This window comes from Streptomyces sp. CA-288835, from assembly GCF_050936385.1.
GTDB lineage: Bacteria > Actinomycetota > Actinomycetes > Streptomycetales > Streptomycetaceae > Streptomyces.
Map to the genome: position 1 here is coordinate 7509027 of NZ_JBNJMW010000001.1, position 21029 is coordinate 7530055.

At 65.3% G+C, this 21029-nt stretch carries 12 protein-coding genes; 4 read left to right on the forward strand and 8 right to left on the reverse strand.

What is annotated here, in order from left to right:
• Window positions 1-52 precede the first annotated feature (52 nt).
• On the reverse strand, window positions 53-1801 hold the full coding sequence (locus ACQEVY_RS33940) for a pentapeptide repeat-containing protein (RefSeq protein WP_432953189.1): 1749 nt from the start codon (window positions 1799-1801) through the stop codon (window positions 53-55).
• Between the two features lie 462 nt (window positions 1802-2263).
• On the opposite strand from ACQEVY_RS33940, the gene ACQEVY_RS33945 reads away from it, so the two are divergent.
• Together ACQEVY_RS33945 and ACQEVY_RS33950 are read left to right on the forward strand one after the other, a co-directional pair.
• Window positions 2264-2935, forward strand: a complete 672-nt coding sequence (locus ACQEVY_RS33945) for a tetratricopeptide repeat protein (RefSeq protein ID WP_432953190.1) — start codon at window positions 2264-2266, stop codon at window positions 2933-2935.
• Between the two features lie 21 nt (window positions 2936-2956).
• On the forward strand, window positions 2957-3109 hold the full coding sequence (locus ACQEVY_RS33950) for a hypothetical protein (RefSeq protein ID WP_432953191.1): 153 nt from the start codon (window positions 2957-2959) through the stop codon (window positions 3107-3109).
• Between the two features lie 106 nt (window positions 3110-3215).
• Here ACQEVY_RS33950 and ACQEVY_RS33955 read toward each other — a convergent pair whose 3' ends face one another.
• Both ACQEVY_RS33955 and ACQEVY_RS33960 read right to left on the reverse strand, forming a co-directional pair.
• Window positions 3216-3419: a DUF397 domain-containing protein gene (locus ACQEVY_RS33955; RefSeq protein WP_432953192.1), complete on the reverse strand. Its 204-nt coding sequence runs from the start codon at window positions 3417-3419 to the stop codon at window positions 3216-3218.
• On the reverse strand, window positions 3416-4288 hold the full coding sequence (locus tag ACQEVY_RS33960) for a helix-turn-helix domain-containing protein (RefSeq protein WP_432953193.1): 873 nt from the start codon (window positions 4286-4288) through the stop codon (window positions 3416-3418). Before ACQEVY_RS33960 ends, ACQEVY_RS33955 begins: the two co-directional genes overlap by 4 nt.
• A 186-nt stretch (window positions 4289-4474) precedes the next feature.
• On the opposite strand from ACQEVY_RS33960, the gene ACQEVY_RS33965 reads away from it, so the two are divergent.
• Complete coding sequence (locus ACQEVY_RS33965; protein ID WP_432953194.1) at window positions 4475-5137, forward strand: ATP-binding protein; 663 nt, start codon at window positions 4475-4477, stop codon at window positions 5135-5137.
• Here the strand turns inward: ACQEVY_RS33965 and pglX are convergent, their stop codons facing one another.
• Both pglX and pglW read right to left on the reverse strand, forming a co-directional pair.
• Window positions 5138-8887 carry a BREX-2 system adenine-specific DNA-methyltransferase PglX gene (gene pglX / locus ACQEVY_RS33970; RefSeq protein WP_432953195.1) on the reverse strand — a complete coding sequence of 1250 codons (3750 nt, stop codon included), beginning with the start codon at window positions 8885-8887 and terminating at the stop codon, window positions 5138-5140.
• Window positions 8888-8959: 72 nt separating this feature from the next.
• Window positions 8960-13651: a BREX system serine/threonine kinase PglW gene (gene pglW / locus ACQEVY_RS33975; RefSeq protein ID WP_432953196.1), complete on the reverse strand. Its 4692-nt coding sequence runs from the start codon at window positions 13649-13651 to the stop codon at window positions 8960-8962.
• Window positions 13652-13871: 220 nt separating this feature from the next.
• Between pglW and ACQEVY_RS33980 the strand changes: the two genes are divergently transcribed.
• Window positions 13872-15464 carry an HNH endonuclease gene (locus tag ACQEVY_RS33980; protein WP_432953197.1) on the forward strand — a complete coding sequence of 531 codons (1593 nt, stop codon included), beginning with the start codon at window positions 13872-13874 and terminating at the stop codon, window positions 15462-15464.
• 137 nt (window positions 15465-15601) lie between these two features.
• Here ACQEVY_RS33980 and ACQEVY_RS33985 read toward each other — a convergent pair whose 3' ends face one another.
• The 3 genes from ACQEVY_RS33985 to ACQEVY_RS33995 form a co-directional block, all read right to left on the reverse strand.
• Entirely contained in the window at window positions 15602-17104 is a 1503-nt protein-coding gene (locus tag ACQEVY_RS33985) for an N-6 DNA methylase (protein WP_432953198.1), read from the reverse strand.
• Window positions 17105-17145: 41 nt separating this feature from the next.
• Window positions 17146-18234, reverse strand: a complete 1089-nt coding sequence (locus ACQEVY_RS33990; protein WP_432953199.1) for a restriction endonuclease subunit S — start codon at window positions 18232-18234, stop codon at window positions 17146-17148.
• Window positions 18235-19817: 1583 nt separating this feature from the next.
• A complete protein-coding gene (locus tag ACQEVY_RS33995; protein ID WP_432953200.1) occupies window positions 19818-21023 on the reverse strand; it encodes an ROK family protein in 1206 nt (401 codons plus the stop codon).
• Window positions 21024-21029 lie beyond the last annotated feature (6 nt).

The window sequence follows — 21029 nt, forward strand, 5'->3', positions numbered from 1 at the left end:
CCCTACTGTCGGGCTCGCACAGCGACGGTCCTCAAGCGGCATGGTCCACCGGTCAACGTTTGATACGTCCGCGTACGGCGAGGACGGCGAGGGCCAGGAGGGCAGGCTCGAGTAGGCGGGACGTCATCTCGATGTAGGTGCCGGCGGTGGTGAGGTCCTGTCCGCTGGAGCGGAAGACTACGGAGTTGAGGGTAACGTTGAGGGCCTTCTCGAACCGCTTGCCGGTGAACCGGTCACCGGTGGGATTTTGCGGGTCGTCCTTGTCGATGGTGAAGGTGACGGGGCCGCCGCCGGCCGGGACGATGGCGCTGGCTTCCTGCTTGGGGGAGTGCTGGGGAAGGCCGAGGCCCATGAGCAGCAGGATCGTTGAGGACATCGCCGCGAGGAGCCACAGGAGAGCGCGGGAGGCGCGCAGACCATAGCCGGACAGCAGCCAGTACCCATGGAGTAAACCGCGCTCACCGCGCGGCGTCGCGTCGTGATCGTGCCTACGCATCTCCATCTCGCCGTAGTAGAAGTCCGCGGCACCTGGTTCGTTCTTGCCGTCCTCAAATGCCTGGCGCAGCTGTCGGTAGACCGCCGCGACGTCCTCGGGATCCGGGGTACGGGCCGGGTCGCCGTGGTGCGGCCCGGTACGCCACTGCCGCGCTGGTTCACTTCCCGACTGACCGGCGATGGGTACGGCCTGATGGGCCGCCTGTGCGCGCCAGTGATGTTCTTCGGCGAGGGTGCGGCGCTGAGACCAACGAGTTGGCCAAGCATGGTTTCGGCGGTGAAAGCCTTTGGGAACGGACGGGAAAACTGTGCGGCCCTCTAGGCGGATCTGGTTGAGGTGAAAGGCTCCTGTGAACAGACAGTCTTTGAGGTCTGTATCAGTCAGCACGAGGTGAGAGGCGTCAACACCCCGGACAGAGGTCACCGATGCCGTCTGGACCCGGCCATCCAGGAGTGTCTCGTCCATGGCCCCGAAAGTTGGAACACTCGAGAATGGGACAGGCTGGGACGTCACGGCCAACGGGGCGCTGAGGACTGCGTCTGCCAGGTCGATGCTGGCGTATCTGACACGCAATACTGCTGTCGACTCCCACCGAGTTCTATTGCACACCAGATCACACGCCGAAATTTCCAGCGTTACTGGTAGAGCGAAGACTGCCCCAGATAAATCGACACAGCCTGCGCATACCAGCGGTCCCACGTCGGACACGCCAGCGAACTCCGCCCCTTGAAACCCTATATCACCTACTATTCGGGACCCATCAAAATCAACCGAATCAGCGAACTGGGCTTTACGGAAGCTAGCGCCTGCAGAGAACACGGAGCCAAGGAATAGGGTGCGGCTCAAAAATTGGGCACCGTCGAAAACGGCATGATCCATAAATTTCGCATCATCGAACGAAGGCGTGCCCGTAAAAGTCGCCCTCTGGAACTCCGCTGTGCCGGTTATGCGTACACTGGCAAAGCTAACCATCTCGTCGAACTGTGCAGTGGAAAAATCCGCATTGTGGCAGATCTCGGCATGCTCGAACAATGTAAAATCTTTGAATCGCGCTCCCAGGAACGAGGCCGAACCGCCAACCCGCGACTGCATGAAATCCACTGAACGGTGGAACACAACCTCATCGAAACGAACTACGCCGCGAACATTCGCACCGTGAAAGCTGACACTGCTATGGAACTCTGAGCCAGTGAAGAAAACGTCAGCGAACTCTGCCTCATCGAAATCGGCGTCGTACTGAAACTCTACTCTGGAGAGGTTCGTAATACCGAGGAACTGTGCTTGGTTGAGCCGCGCGTGTCCCACGCGTACCTGGCCCGTAGCGGGATCGCGAAGTGACGTCAGAAGGCTCCGGAGGAGGCTGTCTGTGAAGGGAGTTCCGCGGTGCACGAGGTCGTCACCAGGAGCCAGACTGGCGAGGTGAGCGTTGCGCTCCCCGTCCGAGACGTGAGCCAGACACGCATTGTGCCCATCCAAACGTTCACCACGACACCCCGTCGGGTCTGTAGCCGGGTCGGCGCCATGCCCGCAGTACGGCCAGTCCGGCGGAGGTGGCGGGATCATCTAGAACGTCTCCTCAGAGGGCGGGATGTGAGTGCATAGGTGATTTGTCGTCACCTGGACGTGTGGCAGGACAGTATCTCGGCCGGTCGGCGGCGATGGGCGTGCTGGGCTGGTCGCCGTGAGCGAGCGCAAGCCCTACAAGACCGGCTCCGGCTGCTCGTTCCCCACGCGCCCGCCTTGCTGCGACGCATCGACGACCCGCCGATGTTGGCTGATGCACTGGTCGTGGCGACCCGGTTGTCCGTCGCCCTGCACCGCACCGGAGACTACCTCTCCGCTTGGGAGACCGCCCGAGCCGCAGCGGACCTCAGCGAGCGGCAACTCGGCGCGGAGCACCGACTCGTACTGGCCACCCGCTCCAGGGCCGGCCGGGCACTCTTTCGTCTGGAGAGGTATACCGAGGCCGAGCTGCTGCTCGAGCGCGTCCGTGCCGCTCAGAAGCGACTATTCGGGGCCGATGATCCCGACACACTGGACAGCGGCCATGGCCTTCAACTTGTGCTCGGAAACCTTGGCAGACGGGACGACGCCCTCTCCCTTCTCCGGTCTACGATCGCCGGCCGACGCACGACGCTGGGCCACGCGCACCCTTTGACTTTGCGCTCCCGCTCAAGCCTTCTGGTACTGCTGTCAGCCTCCGAGGTTGTCACTGAAGAAGACGGCGTGTTGCTTCACCTGCCCTCGGAATGCGTCCGGTTCCTCGGCCCGGACCACACGGTGACCTTGGGTGCCCGCCACAACCGCGCCTGGGCGCTGTACCTGCTGGGCCGCTTCGACGAGGCCGACCAGGAGATACAGCTGGTCACCGAGTCGTACCGGCGACGCTTCGGCCCCGACTACCCGATCGCGCTCTCGGCTCAGCAGCTCCTCTCCTGAACTCAGGCCGCGCTTGGCCACGTGGACGCGGGGATCGACCTGATGATCGACCAGATGACGGATGTCGTGGCCAGGCGGGAACGCGGCCTGGGCCTCGACCACCCCTTCACGGTTGCCAGCCGACAGCTGCTGAGCGCTTTCACATCGGGGCAATGGCGCCCGCCCGGGGCATGACAGGCACGTCCCTGCGGCAGTTCAGGCGCGGGAGCGGGAGCGCGGCATGTGGTGAGCACGCGCACGCCCATGGCTGGGGCCCACTCCTCACCACATGAGGCTCCGCTCAACGCAGGTGGTCGAGGAACGCGGTCCAGGCGTCGGGGGTGAAGGTGATCACTGGGCCGGTGGGGCGCTTGCTGTCGCGGACGGGGATGAGGGTGGGGATGTTGTCGGCGACTTCGACGCATTCGCCTTGCCCGCCGCTGTAGCTGCTGGCACGCCATATCGCTTCTGCGGGAACGGGTGAGGGGAGGTGGTCCCGGCTCATTGTGTGTACTCCTTGGCGATGCGACGGATCAGCCTGAGCGATTCCGTTGGCGGCAACGCCGATGTGCGAGCGTCGTCGAAGAGTTCGCGGTAGTGGGCCACCTCGGACTCCTGCTCCATCCAGATGTTGCCGATCGGGGTCTCCGTCAGGACGAGGTCCAGCGCTGACACCCGCGGGAAGCTCAGCAGTAGGTATGGGCCGAACATACCTGAGTGCGCACCGCGCGAGAACGGCAGTACCTGGACGGTGATGTTGGGCATTTCGGCCATGGTCGCCAGGTGTTCAAGCTGGTCACGCATCACGGCGGGTCCCCCAACTTGCTGGCGGAGAACACCCTCGGCGAGTACGGCCCAGAGCTCCAACGGCGCCTCGCCGACGAGCCGTTCCTGCCGGGCGATCCGCACTTGCACGAACTGGTCGATCTCCTCCGCCGTCTTCCACGCGCGAGACGCCACAGTGATCGCTCGTCCATACGCGGGTGTTTGCAGGAGCCCCGGGATCAGCTGAACCTGGAACGTCTTGATGCCGTCGCAGATGTTCTCCATCTCGATGTAGTCGCGGTACGTATCAGCGAGGACGGCACCGTACTGATGCCACCAGCCTTCGCGTCGACGCCGGTTGGCTCTGCGGGCGAGGGAGCCGAGGCGTTCGCGCGTCTCCGAGTCCTCCACTTCGTACGTCTGCATGAGGGCGATCAGGTCTGGGGTGCGCACGGGCACGTGACCGTTCTCGATGCGGCTGATCTTCCCCTTGGTGCAGTCGAGCGCATCGGCCGCTTGCGTGGTGGTCAGGCCCGCGGCTTCACGCAAGCGCCTTAGTTCGTCGCCCAGTTGGCGCCCGAGCACGGTGGATGGTTTGACGTTTGGCATACGTACCTCCCTACCAGGGCTGTTGCCGGACTGCCCGCAGGTTACCCGAAAGGGTGAATTGAGGTCTGACTCTCCCTTCAACGTTGCGCCGTCTCGCTGTTTCACGGCACCCTCGTCCTGGCGGAGCCGGAACTTCCCTCGGCTCGCGGGGACTTGAACATCAGCCATCGACCCTTAGGGAGCGTCATGACAGAGAGCCTGAGCTCGAACGAAGTCACGTTCCGGCTGTCCCGTTGCCGTCGAAGCGTGCCGAGATCCCGGGCGGCGTTACATGCCGTGCTCGGCGGCTGGAGTGTGGGCCACGACGTCCTGGAGTCGGCGGAATTGGTGCTCTCGGAGTTGGTGACCAACGCGCTGCGCGTACGCGTGCCCAGTGATCGACAGGTGGGCGTTCGGATCGCGCGATCGCTGGAGGACGGGCTGCTGCGGCTGGAGGTCAGCGACGCGGGTTCAGGCAGGCCCGAAGTGCGGGCACCCGGTGACGAGGAGACCGGCGGGCGCGGGCTGTTGCTCGTGGAGGCGTTGGCTCACCGCTGGGGAGTTGAGGAGCGGGCGTGCGGGATTGGGAAGACCGTGTGGGCGGAGCTGAAGGCACCGGACATCGTGGCTGAGCCCGACATGCGGGAGGTCGCGGCGGTCATGGTTCGGGCCGGGCAGCGAGTGCGGGTGTGGGGCGAGTGGCGCGCTGTCCGTACGGTGCGTACCGAGCCGTACGCGGCTGGTGGACTCGCCGTTGTGCTCGGACTGGACGAGGGCCCGGCGCTACGGGTACACGCGGCCGAACCGTTGACCGTGCGGGACGATGGCGTGCCCTCCGTGCCGGAGAGAGGGGAGGGCACGCCGGGATGATCACCCCTTGGTCGGCTTCCTGGGACGCCACGCGCGCAAGTCGTCGTCGGTCAGCCCGTGTTCGCCCTGCTTGGTTGCTCGGTAGCCCGCGAAGAAGGCTGCGGGGGAGCCGCCGTACAGGGGGTCGAACTCGTCGTGCCACTGGGTGAGCCAGGGCTGGAGTTCGAGGAGGCCGGCGAGCAGCGGGGTCATCTGCTCGTCGGACAGCTCGTCGTGATTCGTGAAGTACGTACTGAGGGCCTGGGCCTGCTCACGGTGGTCCCAGCCCGCCCAGCCGAACAGGTCCGGAGTGCCGGAGATGGCGCCGGTGGCGTAGGAGATGAACCGCTCCTTCGGGACGTCCAGCTTCCCGCGGGCGCGCCAGTAGGACGGCTTGAGGAAGTCGGCCGACGTGTACTTCGGCGGTACGGGGATCGAGTCCCGGATCTTCCGCTTGGCGGGTTCGTCCGGGGCGGCGTCTTCCTGACGCTGGAGATCCCAGACGTGCTCCCAGTCGGCGCGCTTCCTCAGGCCGGTGGGCTTGTAGCGCAGGGTGGCGAGGAAGGGGACATGTTCGTTGGCGAGGAGATCCGCGACCACGGTCGCCAGCTCCTTGCGGGGGGCGTACAACTCGGCGACGGAGACGAAGTCCTCGTCGAGGGCGAGTGCGGAAGTGAGCTGGGCATGGGTGAGGATTGTCGGCTGGCCGTCCTGGAACCAGAGTTCGCGGTCCTCGATGCGGTTGAGTAGCCAGGAACGCAGGGCCCTCTCCTGGAGCGCGTTCCAACCCTCAGTTGTCCAGCGGCGCTTGTACTCAGGGCGCTCGACCATGCCGATGGCCCGGGACGACTCGATGACGTCGATGCGGTTCTGGACGACCAACTTGTATGAGGCAGGCCAATGATCAGGAATTTCAGTGACTGGGGTGTGACCGTGATGGCTGAACCATTTTGTCGAAACCTCCCCCTTGGCCAGTTTGCGGGCGAGGACGATTTCGAAGGCGCGCTCACCCGGAGTAATTTCTGGCACGTCGCTCAGGGGAATGGTTAGATCGGCGCTGTGCAGGTCGTAAATTGAGTACACCTGCCAATCCAGTTCCTCTTGCAGGGAGACCATGCGAGTGCGAGTAGAGTCCCACTGGGCGTGGGCTTCGCGGAGTTTAGCGGCCGTCGGTACTAGATCGGCTGATACAAGTGCTGAGGGAGTGCTTTCCGCCAGTTCTTGCGTCAAACCGTCTAGGATTATTGCGATGGCTGCAGGGTACCGAGGCGGAAGTGGAAACTCTTCAATCTTTGTGCCCGTGAACTCAAGATTCCATGACCAAGGCTGGTCTGGCATTCCACTAGCGGCCGTGGCGTTCCCCTTGCTGTGGCTAACTTGCTTAAGCCAGAAGCAGGCTGTTGAGCTGTTGAGGATTCCGACGAGTTGCTGGTGTTCTTCCTCGTTTGCCTCCCGGCGCAGTTTGACTACAGGTGCAGACCGGTTAAAAACCCTGCCACCTCGATCCAAGGAGAAATGATTATGCGTTGCCACGAAGGCGAATGTAATTGAAAGTGGGGTGCGGTATCTCTCGGGGACCCATCGGTACCAAGCCCACCAAGGCTTGCCGAGGGTCTGCTGGGTCCGGCCGTCGAAGTCAGTGGTTGAGCGGAGGTGGCTTCTCGTGATCCAAAGATGCCGGGCCCATGGGGTGTCAGCCTCGTAGCTGACTGGCTCGAGGTCTTCATTGTAGGGAGTGATCGCACTTTCAGTGCAATGGACTCCCCAGTCACGTACGACTTCCCCGATGATGAGCTGCTTTACGAGCTGCTTGCTGATCTGTTTACGGCGAAATGTTTCGGGTGTGCCAATGAAGGCCTCATCTTGGCCCGGAAAACTTGCGAAGCCAATATCCCGAGACAGCAAACTCTTCAGTTTGGCTTGGCTGGCCGTCTCGATCTGCTCATTGAGCTCCAGGCCGCCATCGGTCAGGATCCAGGGCTGCCTGGCGAAATATCGTTCGCGCTGCAGATCCTCCACGGAGACCCATGAACTAACAGATCCTGGCTTATCAATCTGCTCAATAATGGCATTCCAGACCACGCCCTCTTCGCCGTTCTCTGGTGTGGTCGGCTCACCTTGAACACTGCGCACTGTGCGGATCGTGTCCGTTCGCGCACTTCCGGAGCGTCGCCGCCCTACAAGAATCACTGTCGGCGTGCTGTGTTCGGGAATAACTGCACCCGATGTGTCGATGACCTCAGTCAATTCTACTTTGTGTGCGAAGTATTCCTCGATCAGCTTGGTGCCAAATTCTCGCTTCATGAAAGAGTTGGCTGTAATTTGGCCTACCATACCGAACTCGCGTCCGTCGTTCAGGCCCGCTTTTGCCAATTGAAAAAAACGCTCGGCGAAGGGGACGGACAGGGCGTACTTACCCGCGCAGGACGCATACAGTTCCCTGTACAACGCGTTGAGCTTCTTATCTTTGACCGTGATATAGGGCGGGTTTCCCACCACCACGTCGTAGCGTCCCTGCTCCAGAATCCCCGGATGCTCGTCCAAGTCCTCCGTGGCATAAGAGAACTCTGCCAGCGGATCCCCCGACTCCTCGTCGCCCAAAGTCAGTTCAAGCTGACGAGCCTTGATCAGCGAGTCGCCCACCGCCAGATGGATCGGCCAGTCGTACTGTCCTGCCTCGGCCAGTGTCCGCACCCCCGACACTGCCATCGCCGCCACAAGCAACCGGAACCGAGCAATAGCCACCGCGAACGGATTGATGTCCACCCCGTGCACCGAGTTCAACGCATCCCGTACCCGCTCGTGCACATCCCGCCCAGGCTCCCGCTCTGCCCAAAGCTGCACCATCCTCCGGAACGCACCCAGCACGAAGTGCCCCGACCCACAGGTAGGGTCGATCATCTTCAGCTTGCCGAACCGCCCGCCCAGCTCCCGTACCACCGGATCCATAGTCCGGTCGAGGATGAACTTCTCCACGAATTCCGGAGTCTGGAGCAGCGCATACGTCTTCCGGGCCGCCTCCGACAGATCCTGGTACAGGTCGCCCAGAAACCGCGTGTCCCACCCCTTCGTACCGTCCGCGTTCAGCGGGTCGGTGAAGTTGTGCACCAGGTCACCGTTCTCCCGCCGCTCCCGCCAGAACTCCACCAGCGCCCGCGCGCCGTCGTGCGAGACCGGGATCTGGTACAGCGGATTCCGCCGCTTGTCGAACAGCAACTTGCCAGCCTGCCCGGAGCCCAACTCAGCGAACGCCCGCTCCAGCCACCCTCGGTACGTCGGGTCCTGCTCCTGCTCCACGTACTGTCGGTACCGTGCCTCCGCCAGGTCCCGCTGCTCGGTATCCGGACCAGTGAGGTACGGCTCGGGGATCAGCCGGTTGTCCTCGCAGAACCGTACGAACACCGTACCCAGTACCCACGCTACGGCCACCTGCGTGACGCGACCCGAGACCTGCGGCGTGCCGTACAGCCATGAGGCCCACGAGTCATTAGTACGACCGAGCCTGAATGCTTCCTCGTGTTCGACCCACAGCTTCCCGGTCGCCCGCACCCGCTCAGCACGGTCCTCAGGCAGCTCGACCAGCCGTTCCTCCAGCCAGGCCTCCCACTTTGGGCTCGCCTTGGGATCGGCCTTCTGCAGCTTGCCGTACTCCGTGCGCAGCGGCTTCAGGACGGTCTCGCCGTCCCGTACCTGCTGGCCGAGGTCGACCTCGACCGCCTTCACCTGCTTGATCAGGTCCGTCAGCAGTGCCTTGGACTTGCGGTCGATCACCTGGTCACGTCTCCTGTCGTCATCCCCACCCACACGCGAGCGGCTCCGCATGCGGCGCACGCGCTCAGCGCATCATCCCCGTAGGCCGGCGGCCGCGGTACTCTCCGGCTTCGCGCGGTGCGCGTTCCGCACCCAGAACTCATTCAGCACGATCCACTCACCCAGCCCCGACTGATACGGCACCGCCACCGTCCCCAGCCGCGGCGGCCGGGCCGGGTCGCTCTGCGGACACAGCAGCCACAGCGCGCGGCCACCACCCCGCGACCGCTCCGCCAGCCGCTCCAGTGCGCCCATCGCGTCGTACCGAGCGAAGACCCCGCCGTCCGTCAGCAGCAACGGAGCAGCCAACCTGCCCCCGCCCCTGTTCTCGGAACTCACGCTCCCCGGCTCCAACAGCTCACCGATCCGAGGCTCCACCAGTCCCCACGCAGTCCCCGCGTACTCGGCGAATTTCATCGCCCCGGGCGACCCGGTCTTCGCCACATCCGCACGCAGGATCGTCTCCCACGTGGGCTTGGGCCGAGGGTCGACCAACTCGTGCAGCGCCCGCACGAACAACTCGGCTACCGACACCACCACGGCCCCACCGGCGAAGTCGTCCCGCCCAAGCTCGTCGATCGCATCCCGTGCCCACTCCGTCGGCACCGTCAGCACGCGGAAACCGTCCCGCTGCGCCGAGGCCTTCAGCCGGTCCTCGGCCGTGCCCGCCGCCGCGAGTTCCGGGTCGTCGGAGTAGCGGTGTGCGGAGACGGTGCCCGTCGGCTGCCGCCGGGCGTCCGACGACAGGTAGGCGGACACGCCATCCGGACTGCTCGGCAGGTAGCGCAGCGTTCCCGTGCTCTTGCGCGTCGACAGCACCAGGTCGAAACCGGCCTCACGCAGAGCCCTCGTCAGTGGGCCGCCCGTGGGCAGCGCATGGCCACCCCGCTCGTTCAGCAGCTCCGGGAAGCGGGCCCGTACCCGCTCGTGGACGTCCTCCCCCGTCAGGCCCGGCTGCTCGGCCTCCGCCACCCCCGGGATGAGCGGTACCAGGCCGGCCTGGGTGAGGCGCAACGCCCGCACCAGCGGCAGCTTGCGCGGATAGATCTCCAGGCGGGGCGTCGCGGCGGCATGGCGCGACGCGGCCACCGCTATCTCCACCATCCGCCGGTCGTCCCACTGCACCGCCGTGCTCGGCGGCGGTACGGCGCCCAGCTCGGCCACCACGGTCGCCGCCGTCGGCAAGGTGTCGAGCCCCGCCAGCCGGTCCGCGATACGGCCGAGCCGCTGGGCGTAGTCGAGCAGTCCGGGCGCGGACGGCGTGTCCGGCGCGTCGTCCGCGCCCACCTCCAGCGCCAACAGCCCCGCGCCCATGCTCTCGTCGGCCGCGTCACGGTTCGGGGCGTGCCCGAACTCGGCCTCGTCCGGGACGAGTTGCTCCACCTCCACCACGGCCCGTACGGCGGCCAGGGCCAGCGCCCGGCGCTGCTCGCGCTCCTGGAGCTGGGTGCCGCGCCGCACGGTCAGCGCGTCCGCGACCTCCGCGGCCGAAGCGACCCTGCCAAGGTCGTGCAGCAGGTCCAGGACCTCGGCGCGCAGTGCTCGTACCGCCGCGTGCTTCTTCCAGCGGGTCCGCTGGTTCTTCAGCATCTGAGGGATGCGGCCCCGCGACAGCCCGAGCACGTGCGCGACGTCCGTCTGCGTCGGCCAGACCCCGACCTCCGACGGCACTACGCCCTGCTCGTTTGGCAGGCGCAGCAGCAGCCGTACCATCTCGCACTCGTTGTGGTTCGAGCCGTCCTTGCGCAGCGGCGGTACGAACACCGTGGCGAGGGTGTCGAGGCTGACGCTGCGCAGCGCGCGCTCCGGCAGCGAATGCGCACCGGCGCCGCCGTTGGCCGCTACCGCGTCGGCCGCCGCGGCCTCGGCGGCCGACAACTCCTCCTTCGCGGCCTTGCGGCCCTCGGGTGTGAGCGGTGCGGCGGGCTTCTCCGCGAGCTTGAGCCGCCATTGCTTGATGCGGCCCAGGACCTCCTTGCGGGTCTTGGCGCCGAGGCCGGGGGCGTTGACGAGCTGGCGCTGGCTGTAGTCGAGCAACTCGCCGACGGTGTTGACGTCAAGGCCGTACACGAACGACTCCGCGGCCGGGCTCAGGCCGGACGACGAGATCAGTGTGTCCCGGTCGACGCGGTCTGCCAGCCGCTCGCGCTGCTGCTCGGCGCTCTCCTCCTCGGCCTCCGGGATGGCGGCGTCCGGGGCGGGCTGCGCCACCTCGCTTTGCGCGGGTGGCGCCGCGTGCTGTGACGGGCGGCGGGACGAGGGCTTCGCTTCGTCCATGGCGAGGAAGATCTTCTTCCAGGCGTCCCGCATCGGCTTGAGGTCCGGGAAGCGCTGGGAGGCGTCCCGGTGCAGGGCCTTCTGGAAGAACGCGACCAGGCCGTCCCGTACCGCCGGGTCGAAGGCGTCGGCGGCGATCCTCGGGTGCGGCTCCTTCTTCGGGTCGGTCTGGCGCGGCGAGACCTTTCCGTCGCCCCACACCGGGAGCTCGCGGGACGCCATCTCGTGCAGGGTGACGGCCAGGGCGTATCGCTCGGCGTGGGCGTCGTAGACCGAGCGGTCGGTGAGCGTGCCGATGAAGGGGTCCAGGTAGCCGTCCGTGCCGGCCGCGGTCTCGTTCACCGGGTAGCCCGCGAGCGAGAAGTCGATCAGCACCAGCTCGCGGGTGCGGTTCGGGCGGATGCGGATCGCGATGTTGTCCGGCTTGATGTCGCGGTGCCACACGCCCTCGCCCTCGAGGAAGTCCACCGCGCCGAACAGGTAGTCGCCGTACGCCTCGAGCTGGTCCACGGACAGGCGGCCGAACTCGCGCAGCTGCCGGGCGACCGTCTCCTCCCGGCGTCGGCGCTTCGCACCCGTCGCGGACGGCTCGCCGCTCTCCTCGCGCTCGTCGCCGACGTACTCCATGACCAGGACCGTGCGCGGGCCGATGCGCTGCGGCTCCGGCTCGACCAGCCGGATCACGCGGGAGTCCGGGCGCAGCCGCCCCAGCACCTCGGCCTCGCGACGCAGCACCTCGCCGCGGCTGTCCGACGTAGCGACCTTCAGCACCGCCAGGGACTTTGAGAAGCGCACATCCGGGCCGGCGGTCAGGTCCCGCACCAGGAACGCGCGGCTCGTCGAACCCGTACCGAGGCGGCGCCTGACCTCCCAGCGGCCCGCCAGCACATCGCCCGCGACCGCGTCCAGGGGGTCCTTCTCGGGTTCGGCCGGGCGAGGGGCCTCGGCCGGCGGAGGCTCGGTCAGGTCCGCCTCGACGACCTCCAGCATCTCCAGGAAGTCCTCCACCGACGACAGCCGGGCGGATACGTCGTAGGCGGTGGCCGCCTGCACCAGCTCGTCGATGTACGGGGACAGGCCGTCCACCACGGAGCTGGGGCGCAGGCCTTCGCCCGCCTCGTATCGGGCGACCAGTTCGGCCTGGCTGGCGGCCGGGGGCCTGCCGGTGGCCAGTAGATAGGTGAGCACGCCGAGTCCGTACACGTCCAGGGCGACCGGGTCGGGCCTGAGCGCGGTCAGCTCCGGGGCCAGATACGGGTCAGCGCCCTCGGCGAGATGTGCGCCCGCTCGCGAGAAGGTCGTGGGGGCGAACCGCTCGCCATTGCCCGCCACGCCGTGCTCGGAGCTGCGCTGGACGGCGACCTGCCAGTCGGAGATCTGCAGGTGCGGGCTGGACCAGGCGCCGGTCTCGCTCTCGGAGTCGCCCCGGCGGGTACGCCCGCGCGGGATGACGTGGACCGCGCGGGCCGCCAGGGTGCGGTGGAAGATCCGTCGGCCGTGCGCCGAGCGCACTGTCTCGGCGAGCTGTCGCACCAGCGCCATCCGGCTGAGGATGTCCAGCTTCTCGCCGTACTGGATCAGGTACTCGTCCAGGCGCAGGGTCCGCGGATCGAAGTCGAAGATCAGCGCGGGGCCCGCGGAGTGCCCGGAGGGGTCGTACTGCTTGAGCTGGACGACACCGGGGTGCCGGAAGTGGCGCAGCACAGCGGCCTCGCGGCGCGCAGCCCGCTCGACGGATGCGCGCAGCTCGGCGTCGGAGCCGCGCTCGCGCAGATAGACACGCACTCGGGCGGCCTCCGGCAGCTCACTGTGCTGGGCGAGGTAGTCGGCCCAGGTCGGGCCCGAGTCGAACGCCTTCCGGCTGAGCAGATACGGGCCGACCTTGTACTCGGCGTCGCTGCGCGCGATGCCGATGCGCTCCAAGGCCGCCTTGATCCGGCGCGACCGCGCGGCGTCGATCCGGCGGTACTCGTCCTTCGGCGATTCCTTCAGCATCTCGGTGAGCTGGTGGACGGTGAAGACGCCGTTGCGGTCGTGGGCGGGCAGCCTGTTGCGCAGGGAGGAGTCGGTGAAGCAGACGGCTTCCGAGACCCACACCTTCTCGCCGTGCTGTTTGAGCAGCGCGGCCAGTTCCTTGGCCTTCTTGTTGGCCAGGTGCAGTGGGTTGCCGTGGGGGATCTGCCGACCGCTGGGCTGGGTCTGCAGCCAGGTGCCGTTGCGGGACTCGACGGAGCCGTGCCAGTCCTTCAGTTCGATCAGGTGGACCCCGCCCGGGGCGATCACCAGCAGGTCCACTTCCCGGACGTGGCCGGTGTGGGCGGTGAAGGTGAAGTTTGACCAGGCCCGCCACGGATCGTTGTCCCGGAGCTTCTCGCGGATGGCCTCCAGGCCCCGGTGCTCATGCTGGAACTCGGAGTCGGTGACCGCGGTCCACCGGCCGTCCCGCATGTGCCATCCCCGCTTCGTGTCGCTCTGTGTCGATTGCTGCTGCTCAGGCAGACAAATTCCCCGCTCAGATCGTAGCGGTTGGGGTACGGAAGGTGCTGCCTCACGTCGGTGATCAACCCTCGGGCACGGGAGTGCCCGGCCGCCTCTCGAGCAAGCCGCTTGCGACTGCTGAGCCAAGTCCCTGACGGGTGACCCTCGTTAGTATGAAAATCTGATCACCATGGGGAATGAGTATGGTGACCGCTCGGTCTTCGAGGCTGGCGCAGTAACGGACAATCGGGATGGTACGGACCCCGCCAGGGAAGCCGATGCCTCGGTGCAGTGGCTGCTGCAGCCCAGGGGCGGGCCCCAAATTCGTGGGCCTCAGAACTTCGAACGCTCGATACGCCAGGGCATCCGGGTCGCGGAGTATGAGCACGTCCTGGGCGAGCACGCGGAGCAACTCAAGCAACTCTTCCCTGACGGGGTGGCGCGGCTGTGGGGGGCAACGCCGGTCAAGAAGGAGAGCCATCCCAAAGGCGCCGCACTGCGAGGGCAGAAGGTCGGCGACGAGGTGTTGTTCTACGCCGACAAGGCGTTCATCGCCAGAGCCCGCGTTCTGGGGCTGCTCCGCAATTCCGAGTTGGCCAGAGAGATCTGGGGGGAGCTCGAGGACGGGCGGACCTGGGAACACATCATGGCTCTGGGGGACATCGTCGAGTTCAAGGTCCCGGCAGCCCCGATTCTGACAGCGTTGGCCCTGCACAAGGAGGTGCGCTACCTCACGCTGGTGCGGGCTGCCGAGCGGCGGCGTCAGCTGGGGCTGCTGGACAGGCTGCTGGACGGGAAAGTGACCCCTGTAGGCCAGCCAACGAGCGGAGAGGCTGCTGTGGTGGCGGCAGTCAAGCTGGGGCGCGAGGAGCTTCTTCGCGCCCTCGGAACCTTGGACGCCAGCGTACCGGAGGAGTCACGTACGCACCACGCATCGCTGACGCTGTTGTGGTCCATCAGCCGTCTCGTATCGAGGCAGAGCCGCCTTGTGTCATGGAATGACTTCCGAACCGAGGTCGGTCCTCTCCTGGTGGAGTTCGGCGGCTCTGATACCGGAGTGGCGCCTGAGTACCCATTTCTGCACCTGCGGACCAGCGGACTGTGGGAGACAGAAGGGGTAGAGAATGAGGGGCTCGAATCGGCTTTGGCGATGAGCTCGGCCGAGTCCGGAGTCGCGGCGGGGCTTCGGCCAGAGGCAGCGAAGCTGCTGAAGCAGCCGCTCACCCGTGCCGAAGCGATCGGCTTGCTCTGCACCACCTACCTCCAGGATGTCGACCAGGGGGCTCTGCTGACGCGCCTCGGTCTAGCCGGATACGCCCATGCCAGCGGGAACGCAGGGGAGGAGGAGGCCGAGGACCGAGACGGCGCGGATGAAACCACTGGACGCGGAGCGCGTCGACAGGTGAATTCGTCGCGCCCCGATCGGGACCCTCACCTCGTCGAGGAGATCAAGCTGCTCTATCAGCACCGGTGCCAGGTATGCGGAGTGCAGTTGGAGACACGCTTCGGTCATTACAGCGAGGCCGCGCACATCCAAGGGCTCGGAACCCCGCACGAGGGACCGGACAAACTGTCCAACTTGTTGTGTCTCTGCCCCAACCATCATGTTCAGTTCGACAGGCTCTTCCTCTTCATCGACGAGGACTGGAACGTGCGGCGAAGCAGAGACAGGGAACTGATCAACCCTCTGATACGCCGTCCAGAGCACGCCATCGACGAAGAGTGCGTCGAATACCACAGAGGGCTGTGCGGCCGTGGTCGCTACAGCCCCGGCCCGGACTGATTCTCCAGGCCGGAGCGGTGGATGAGGGCTTGGCTGCGGAGTCCCGAGCTGCCCCTCTCGCTCCTCGCTCCGGTCTGCGCGGTGCGAACGGCTGCTCCCATTCGTCCGGCATCAGCCAACTCGCAGTCCAGGAACGGCTATTGCTGCATGTCCGTCTGAGGCAAGGGCTCACCGCCCAGGTCCTCGGCGATGGAGGCAAACTGGTTCAGAGCGGCCTCCAGCTCCTCGACGATCTCCCTGGCGATCACTCTGGGGGGAGGTGTGTTGTGGGTTTCATCAAGCGCTGAGTCCTCCGCCCAGGCGATGTCCAGGTTGAGATGGTCACGGGCGATCAGTTCGTCGTAGGGAAAACACCTGAAGCGTGCCGTCTCGATCCTGTCCGTGTGAGATCTTCCCGGTAGGTACGCTTCGACGAACTCGGCCAAATCGGTTTGTTGCAGTGGTCTCTGCTTGAGCGAAAATTGCATGCCAGTTCGCAAGTCGTAGACCCAGATTTTAGAGGTGTTGGGTTTTCCGTCGATGCGGGGTCTCTTGTCGAAGAAGAGGACGTTCGCCTTGACGCCACCGGCGTAGAAGATGCCGGTGGGCAGTCGCAGAATCGTATGCAGGTCGAAATCATTGAGCAGGCGACGACGCAGTGTCGAACAAATGCCACTCTCGAACAGCACGTTGTCGGGGACAATGACAGCTGCGCGCCCATTCATCTCCATCAACGACATGATGTGCTGAAGAAAGTTGATCTGTTTGTTGGTGGTGGTGATCAGGAAGTCGTTGCGTGGGTAGTGAACGTCCTCTTTCTGCGCCACGCCGTTTCTGTCGACGGCGGTTATCGCGGACTTCTTGCCGAACGGCGGATGGGCGAGGACGAGGGAAGCGTGCCGATTCGGCTGCGTGAGGAGAGCGTCCTCCGCCGTGATGAGCGACTGCCCGGCGGCGGATCCCAAGCCGTGCAGCAGCATGTTCATCACAGCCAGGCGCGCGGTGTTCGGGACCAGTTCCTGCCCCCAGATTCTGCCCGAGCCAAGGGCTCGACCTTCCTGCGCGGATAGTTCCTGCCTGTGATGCTCGAGAATGTAGTGGTACGCGGCGATCAGGAAACCACCGGTACCACAGGCAGGGTCTGTGATGGTGTCGGTCGGCCGCGGCTGCATCACATCCATTATCGCTTTGATGAGCGGGCGTGGAGTGAAATATTGGCCCGCCCCGGTCTTGGTATCTTCCGCGCTCTTGGCGAGCAGGACCTCGAATGCGTCGCCCATGGGATCGATGGCCCAGCCCTTCCAGCCCACTGTATCGATCAGATCAACGATCAATTTTCGGAGGAGGTCATCATTGGGGATGCGATTCTGGCTCCGTGTGAAGAGAGTACCAACTGTAGTGGCAGGCTCCTTCTTGGCGAGTTCGGCGAGGATGACACGGTAGTGGTCTCCGAGGTCCGAACCCGTCTTTTCCATCAGCGAGTTCCAGTCGTATCCTCCTGGCACGATGGCAGTGCGTTCCTTCGTTCCTATGACGGGCCTGGCGGCGATCTCGTCGGCCATCTTGAGGAAAATGAGATACGTGAGCTGTTCGACGAACTCGGCGGTGGATAAACCGTTGTCACGGAGAAGGTTGCAATATTCCCAGAGCTTGGCGGCCACCGGGTTGACTTTTTTGTCCGTCTGGGTAGGGAATGCGTGTGTCAAAGCTCGAACTCCAGTTGAATGGCAGGGTGGGCAAGGGGCACGGGTGATGAAGGCTCTGTCCTGCAGGGACGCCGACGTGTCGATTGCAGCCTGCGGCCATGGGCCTCCCGCTCGGCCCGGATGCGAGTGAGGTGGGCACTGGTCGGCTCGTCGGCGGGGTCCTGGTGAACGAGTTGGCCCTCGAAGGCGCGAGTCAGGAGGGACTGCCTTAGGTGCTCCGACCCAAACCGGAGTGACTCTAGTTGCTCCGCTAGCCGATCAATGCGCTCGATGTCAGTCTTGATCGCTTCGCCAATTCTTGATTGTTCCTCGCGCGACGGGATGGGGATTTGTATACGCATCAGATTCTGCTGAGTGATATTGCGCATGGACTCCAGGGCGCCAGTGGCCTTACTTGAGATCTGTCCGCGGACATAGGGTGATGAAAGAATCTGGATGAGCCATGTCTTCTCTATTCCATCCTTCGGGACAAGACGAAGGCTCTTGTCGCTGAGTAGCAGTCGCGGACGGCATTCACCTACAAGGACCGCAGCGCCTACGTGGACGGCGGTGTTGGCGCGGCTGACTAATATGTCATTCTGCTTTATCTCGTTCCGCGGGTCAATATTCGTGTCGGCCAGAACGGCCTTGTGTTCGTCATTGTCGAAATTCCCCCGCGTCATGGCGCTGGCTTTGATTACGCCCCACTCATTTTCTTTGGCGGGCCGGCGTTCGCAGCGAAGGGATCTCCCTGTCTCGATCCGTGCAATAACGTCGCCAAGTTCTCCGCATCTCCAATGGCTGGGGGTAGAGGTGGACTGGGCGAGTCCTGAAATCGCAGTATTTTGTACCGTTGAGCGGAGTTTTGGTATGAGTGAGATGCCTCGCTGGAGACTGCATTGTCCGGCATTGAGGCGGACGAGATGAGTTTCCAGTGCTTCGACGATGCGGTGCTGTTCTGCTATTGGCGGCAAGGGGATACGAATATCTGCCAAGGTGTCATGGCTGATCGTGTAGGCGCGGTGTACGGTAGTCCGCACGGCCTTCTCGATTTGGAACCGTACGAGTGGAGACTCCCAAATGCTCGCCAGATATTCGGGAGTCATGACCCCTGGATGTGGTCTGACGCGAATCATGGTACTGGGAAAGGCTACGGGAGAAGGTACATGCCGTGCGAGGGCTCCTCGTCCAACCAGCTCGAGAGATCCGTTCCCACGGCCCACAAGAAAGTCTCCATCGGAGACGATGAATGGGGTGGCTTGCTCCTTTGTCCACGCGCCATTTCTCTGTTCGGAGAAGTCCACGCCTCCTCTTTTGAGTGCCGAAAGGCGTAGAAAAGGAAATCCATCGGCCGTGGTCCTCACGGATCGACCGTTGATGAGCGGCTCACCGAGTACGTCCGCCAAACGGACCCGTGCCCATCCTGCCGGAATTTCCTTTTCGCTCACGTCGATTCTCCATTCGGTTCACCGTGAAAGAAATGATGCATCGCATGCCGTGGCAGGCGTATTGGAAGCTTCCTCGGCTCGTGCCGAATCCGGCCGCAGCCACAACTTCTGTAGTTTGTGTGGCGCACCCGTCTGCGTCGCGGCCCAGGCGTCATTCCCTGTGTCGTTCTGCTCAGCGCTCGGATTTCGTACGCCCACTGAACCCGCCACTCTCGTTCCACCTGATCGTGAGTCAACAGGGCTGGAGGAAGCGGGGTCCGCTGTTCGGGTGGGGACTCGTCACATGCGTGGTCGGATTGACGGGTTGCCGTCACCTGCAGTTCTGGGTCTCCGGCTGCGGTAGGCACTTCCGGATCCTCCTCACGATGCGGCTCCCTGAGAGATCTATCAGCAGTCACCGACAATACGACTGGAACTGTGTAACCCTAGGCTCCGCCTGTGTGGCGTGACGGCGTGTAGGGCGCCGCCTGGAAGGCCGCCGAGGGGCACCGTCGTCGCCCGCCTTGCGGTGAGTTCCTTCTCCACGGACAAGGAGACGTGCGCTCTGTTCCGCACGCTCGTGACAGGCCGGTAGACCACGGCGGCTGAGGAGCTCGGACCGGCGGACCGGACTGACCAGCAGTCATAAGCTGACGGTCGCCACGAACTACGCCAGGACAGGGTGGCAATGTGGTCTACGAGCAGCTTGTCAGCCTGCTGCTGAGCATTCCTGACTGCCGCCGCTTCCTGGGCACACCGGACGAGTTCACCGCGTACGTCACCGCCCCGCGCACCGCCCGTGCTGCGGCTGATGGAACACGGTCTGTGAGCCGGATGACGCAACGGCGGCTTACGCAGTGCCCGATGATGGCGGGCACGCAATGTGCAGGTCCTCTTGTCACCCGGAAAGACCACACAGCTCAGAGGCCCTTCTCGCACACCGCGCACCTGTCCCCGGCGTACAGCCCGACTCGTCTGCCGTTTCTCTGCCTTCGACCACCGACCCCGCCCATACGCGCACCGGGCGTTCGCCGACGCCGAGGACATCGCCGAGATGGCGGTTGACGGCCTCACGGAGGCCCGGCAGGCCGGGTGGCGCTACGAGCTCAGTCGGACGTCGGTTGATGACCTTCCATGGAGCAGTCACGGCATAGCCCCGGGCCGCCGGGAGCTGGATCGCCTCGTCGGTGGTGGATGTCATGGACGCGATTCGGGGCGAGCCCCACCATCCGGCCTCCGTGCCCGTCACGTCGCCGTACCAGCTACGCCCCCGCCCGAGCCAGCGTCTCCAAAGGCCCGACCAAGATCTCGGAGAAGGCGAGTTCCGCGGCCCCGATGAGCACCGCATCGTCGCCGAGTTCCCCCACTCGCAGCCGCAGGTTCTCGCGGGAGGCCGTGAGGGCAAGGCGGTTGATACGGCTGCGGATTTGGGCGGCCGAGCCGAGGAACACCTCGCGGAGGGTGCCGCCGAAGATGACCGTGCGGGGGTTGAGGAGGTTGACCAGGTTGGCGACGCCGATGCCTAGCCAGTCGCCGACGTCGTGCAGGGCGGCGCGGGCGGTGATGTCGCCGCGGTCGGCTGCTTCTACGACGGCGCGTACGGCTTCCCGGCCGGTGGCCGACGGGTCGCGCCGCGCGGTCTCCAGCAGGGCGCGCTCCCCGGCCTCGGCTTCGAGACAGCCGCGGGCCCCGCAGCCACAGGGCCTGCCGTCCCGCGGGTTGACGACCATGTGACCGATCTCGCCGCCGTATCCGCTGTCGCCGCCCAGCAGTTGGCCGGCGGTGATGACACCGCCGCCGATGCCTATGTCGCCATGCAGGTATACGAGGTCCTCGGAGCCGGTCCCGGCGCCGCGTAGGTGCTCCGCGAGTGCACCGAGACTGGCCTCGTTGCCCACCGAGACGGGCAGGCCGAGGCCCAGTCGGCGCATGAGGTCCTCGCCGAACTCCTCGTCCTCCCAGCCCAGATGGGGGGCGGCGCGGACGAGGCCGTCGGGGCGGCGCACCATTCCGCGGACGGCGGCGGCCACGCCGACGCAGTAGGTTCCGTGCGGGGCTGTGCCCACCATCTCCAGCGCCGAGCCGGCGAGTACCTCGGCCACCTTGTCGGCGTCGCGACGGCCGGGAAGTACGGGGATCTCCCTGCGGTCGAGGAAGACACCGCCCAGGCCGATGCGCGCGGCGGCCAGCCGGTCCACGCCCACGTCGAAGGCGAGAACGTACACGCGGTCGGACTCGGGCCGTACGACCAGGGACGGCCGGCCGGCCCTGCCGGTCTCGCGGGGCAGTTCCTCACGGACCAGGCCGGCCGAGCCCAGCTCGCTCACCAGACCCAGGATGGTGCTGCGGTTGAGCCCCATACGCTCGGCCAGTACGGCCCGCGACATGGATCCGCCGATGTGCACATGACGGAGCAGGGTGCCGAGGTTGTGCCGGCGAATCTCCTCCTGCGAGGGACCGGCTTTCATGGAGCC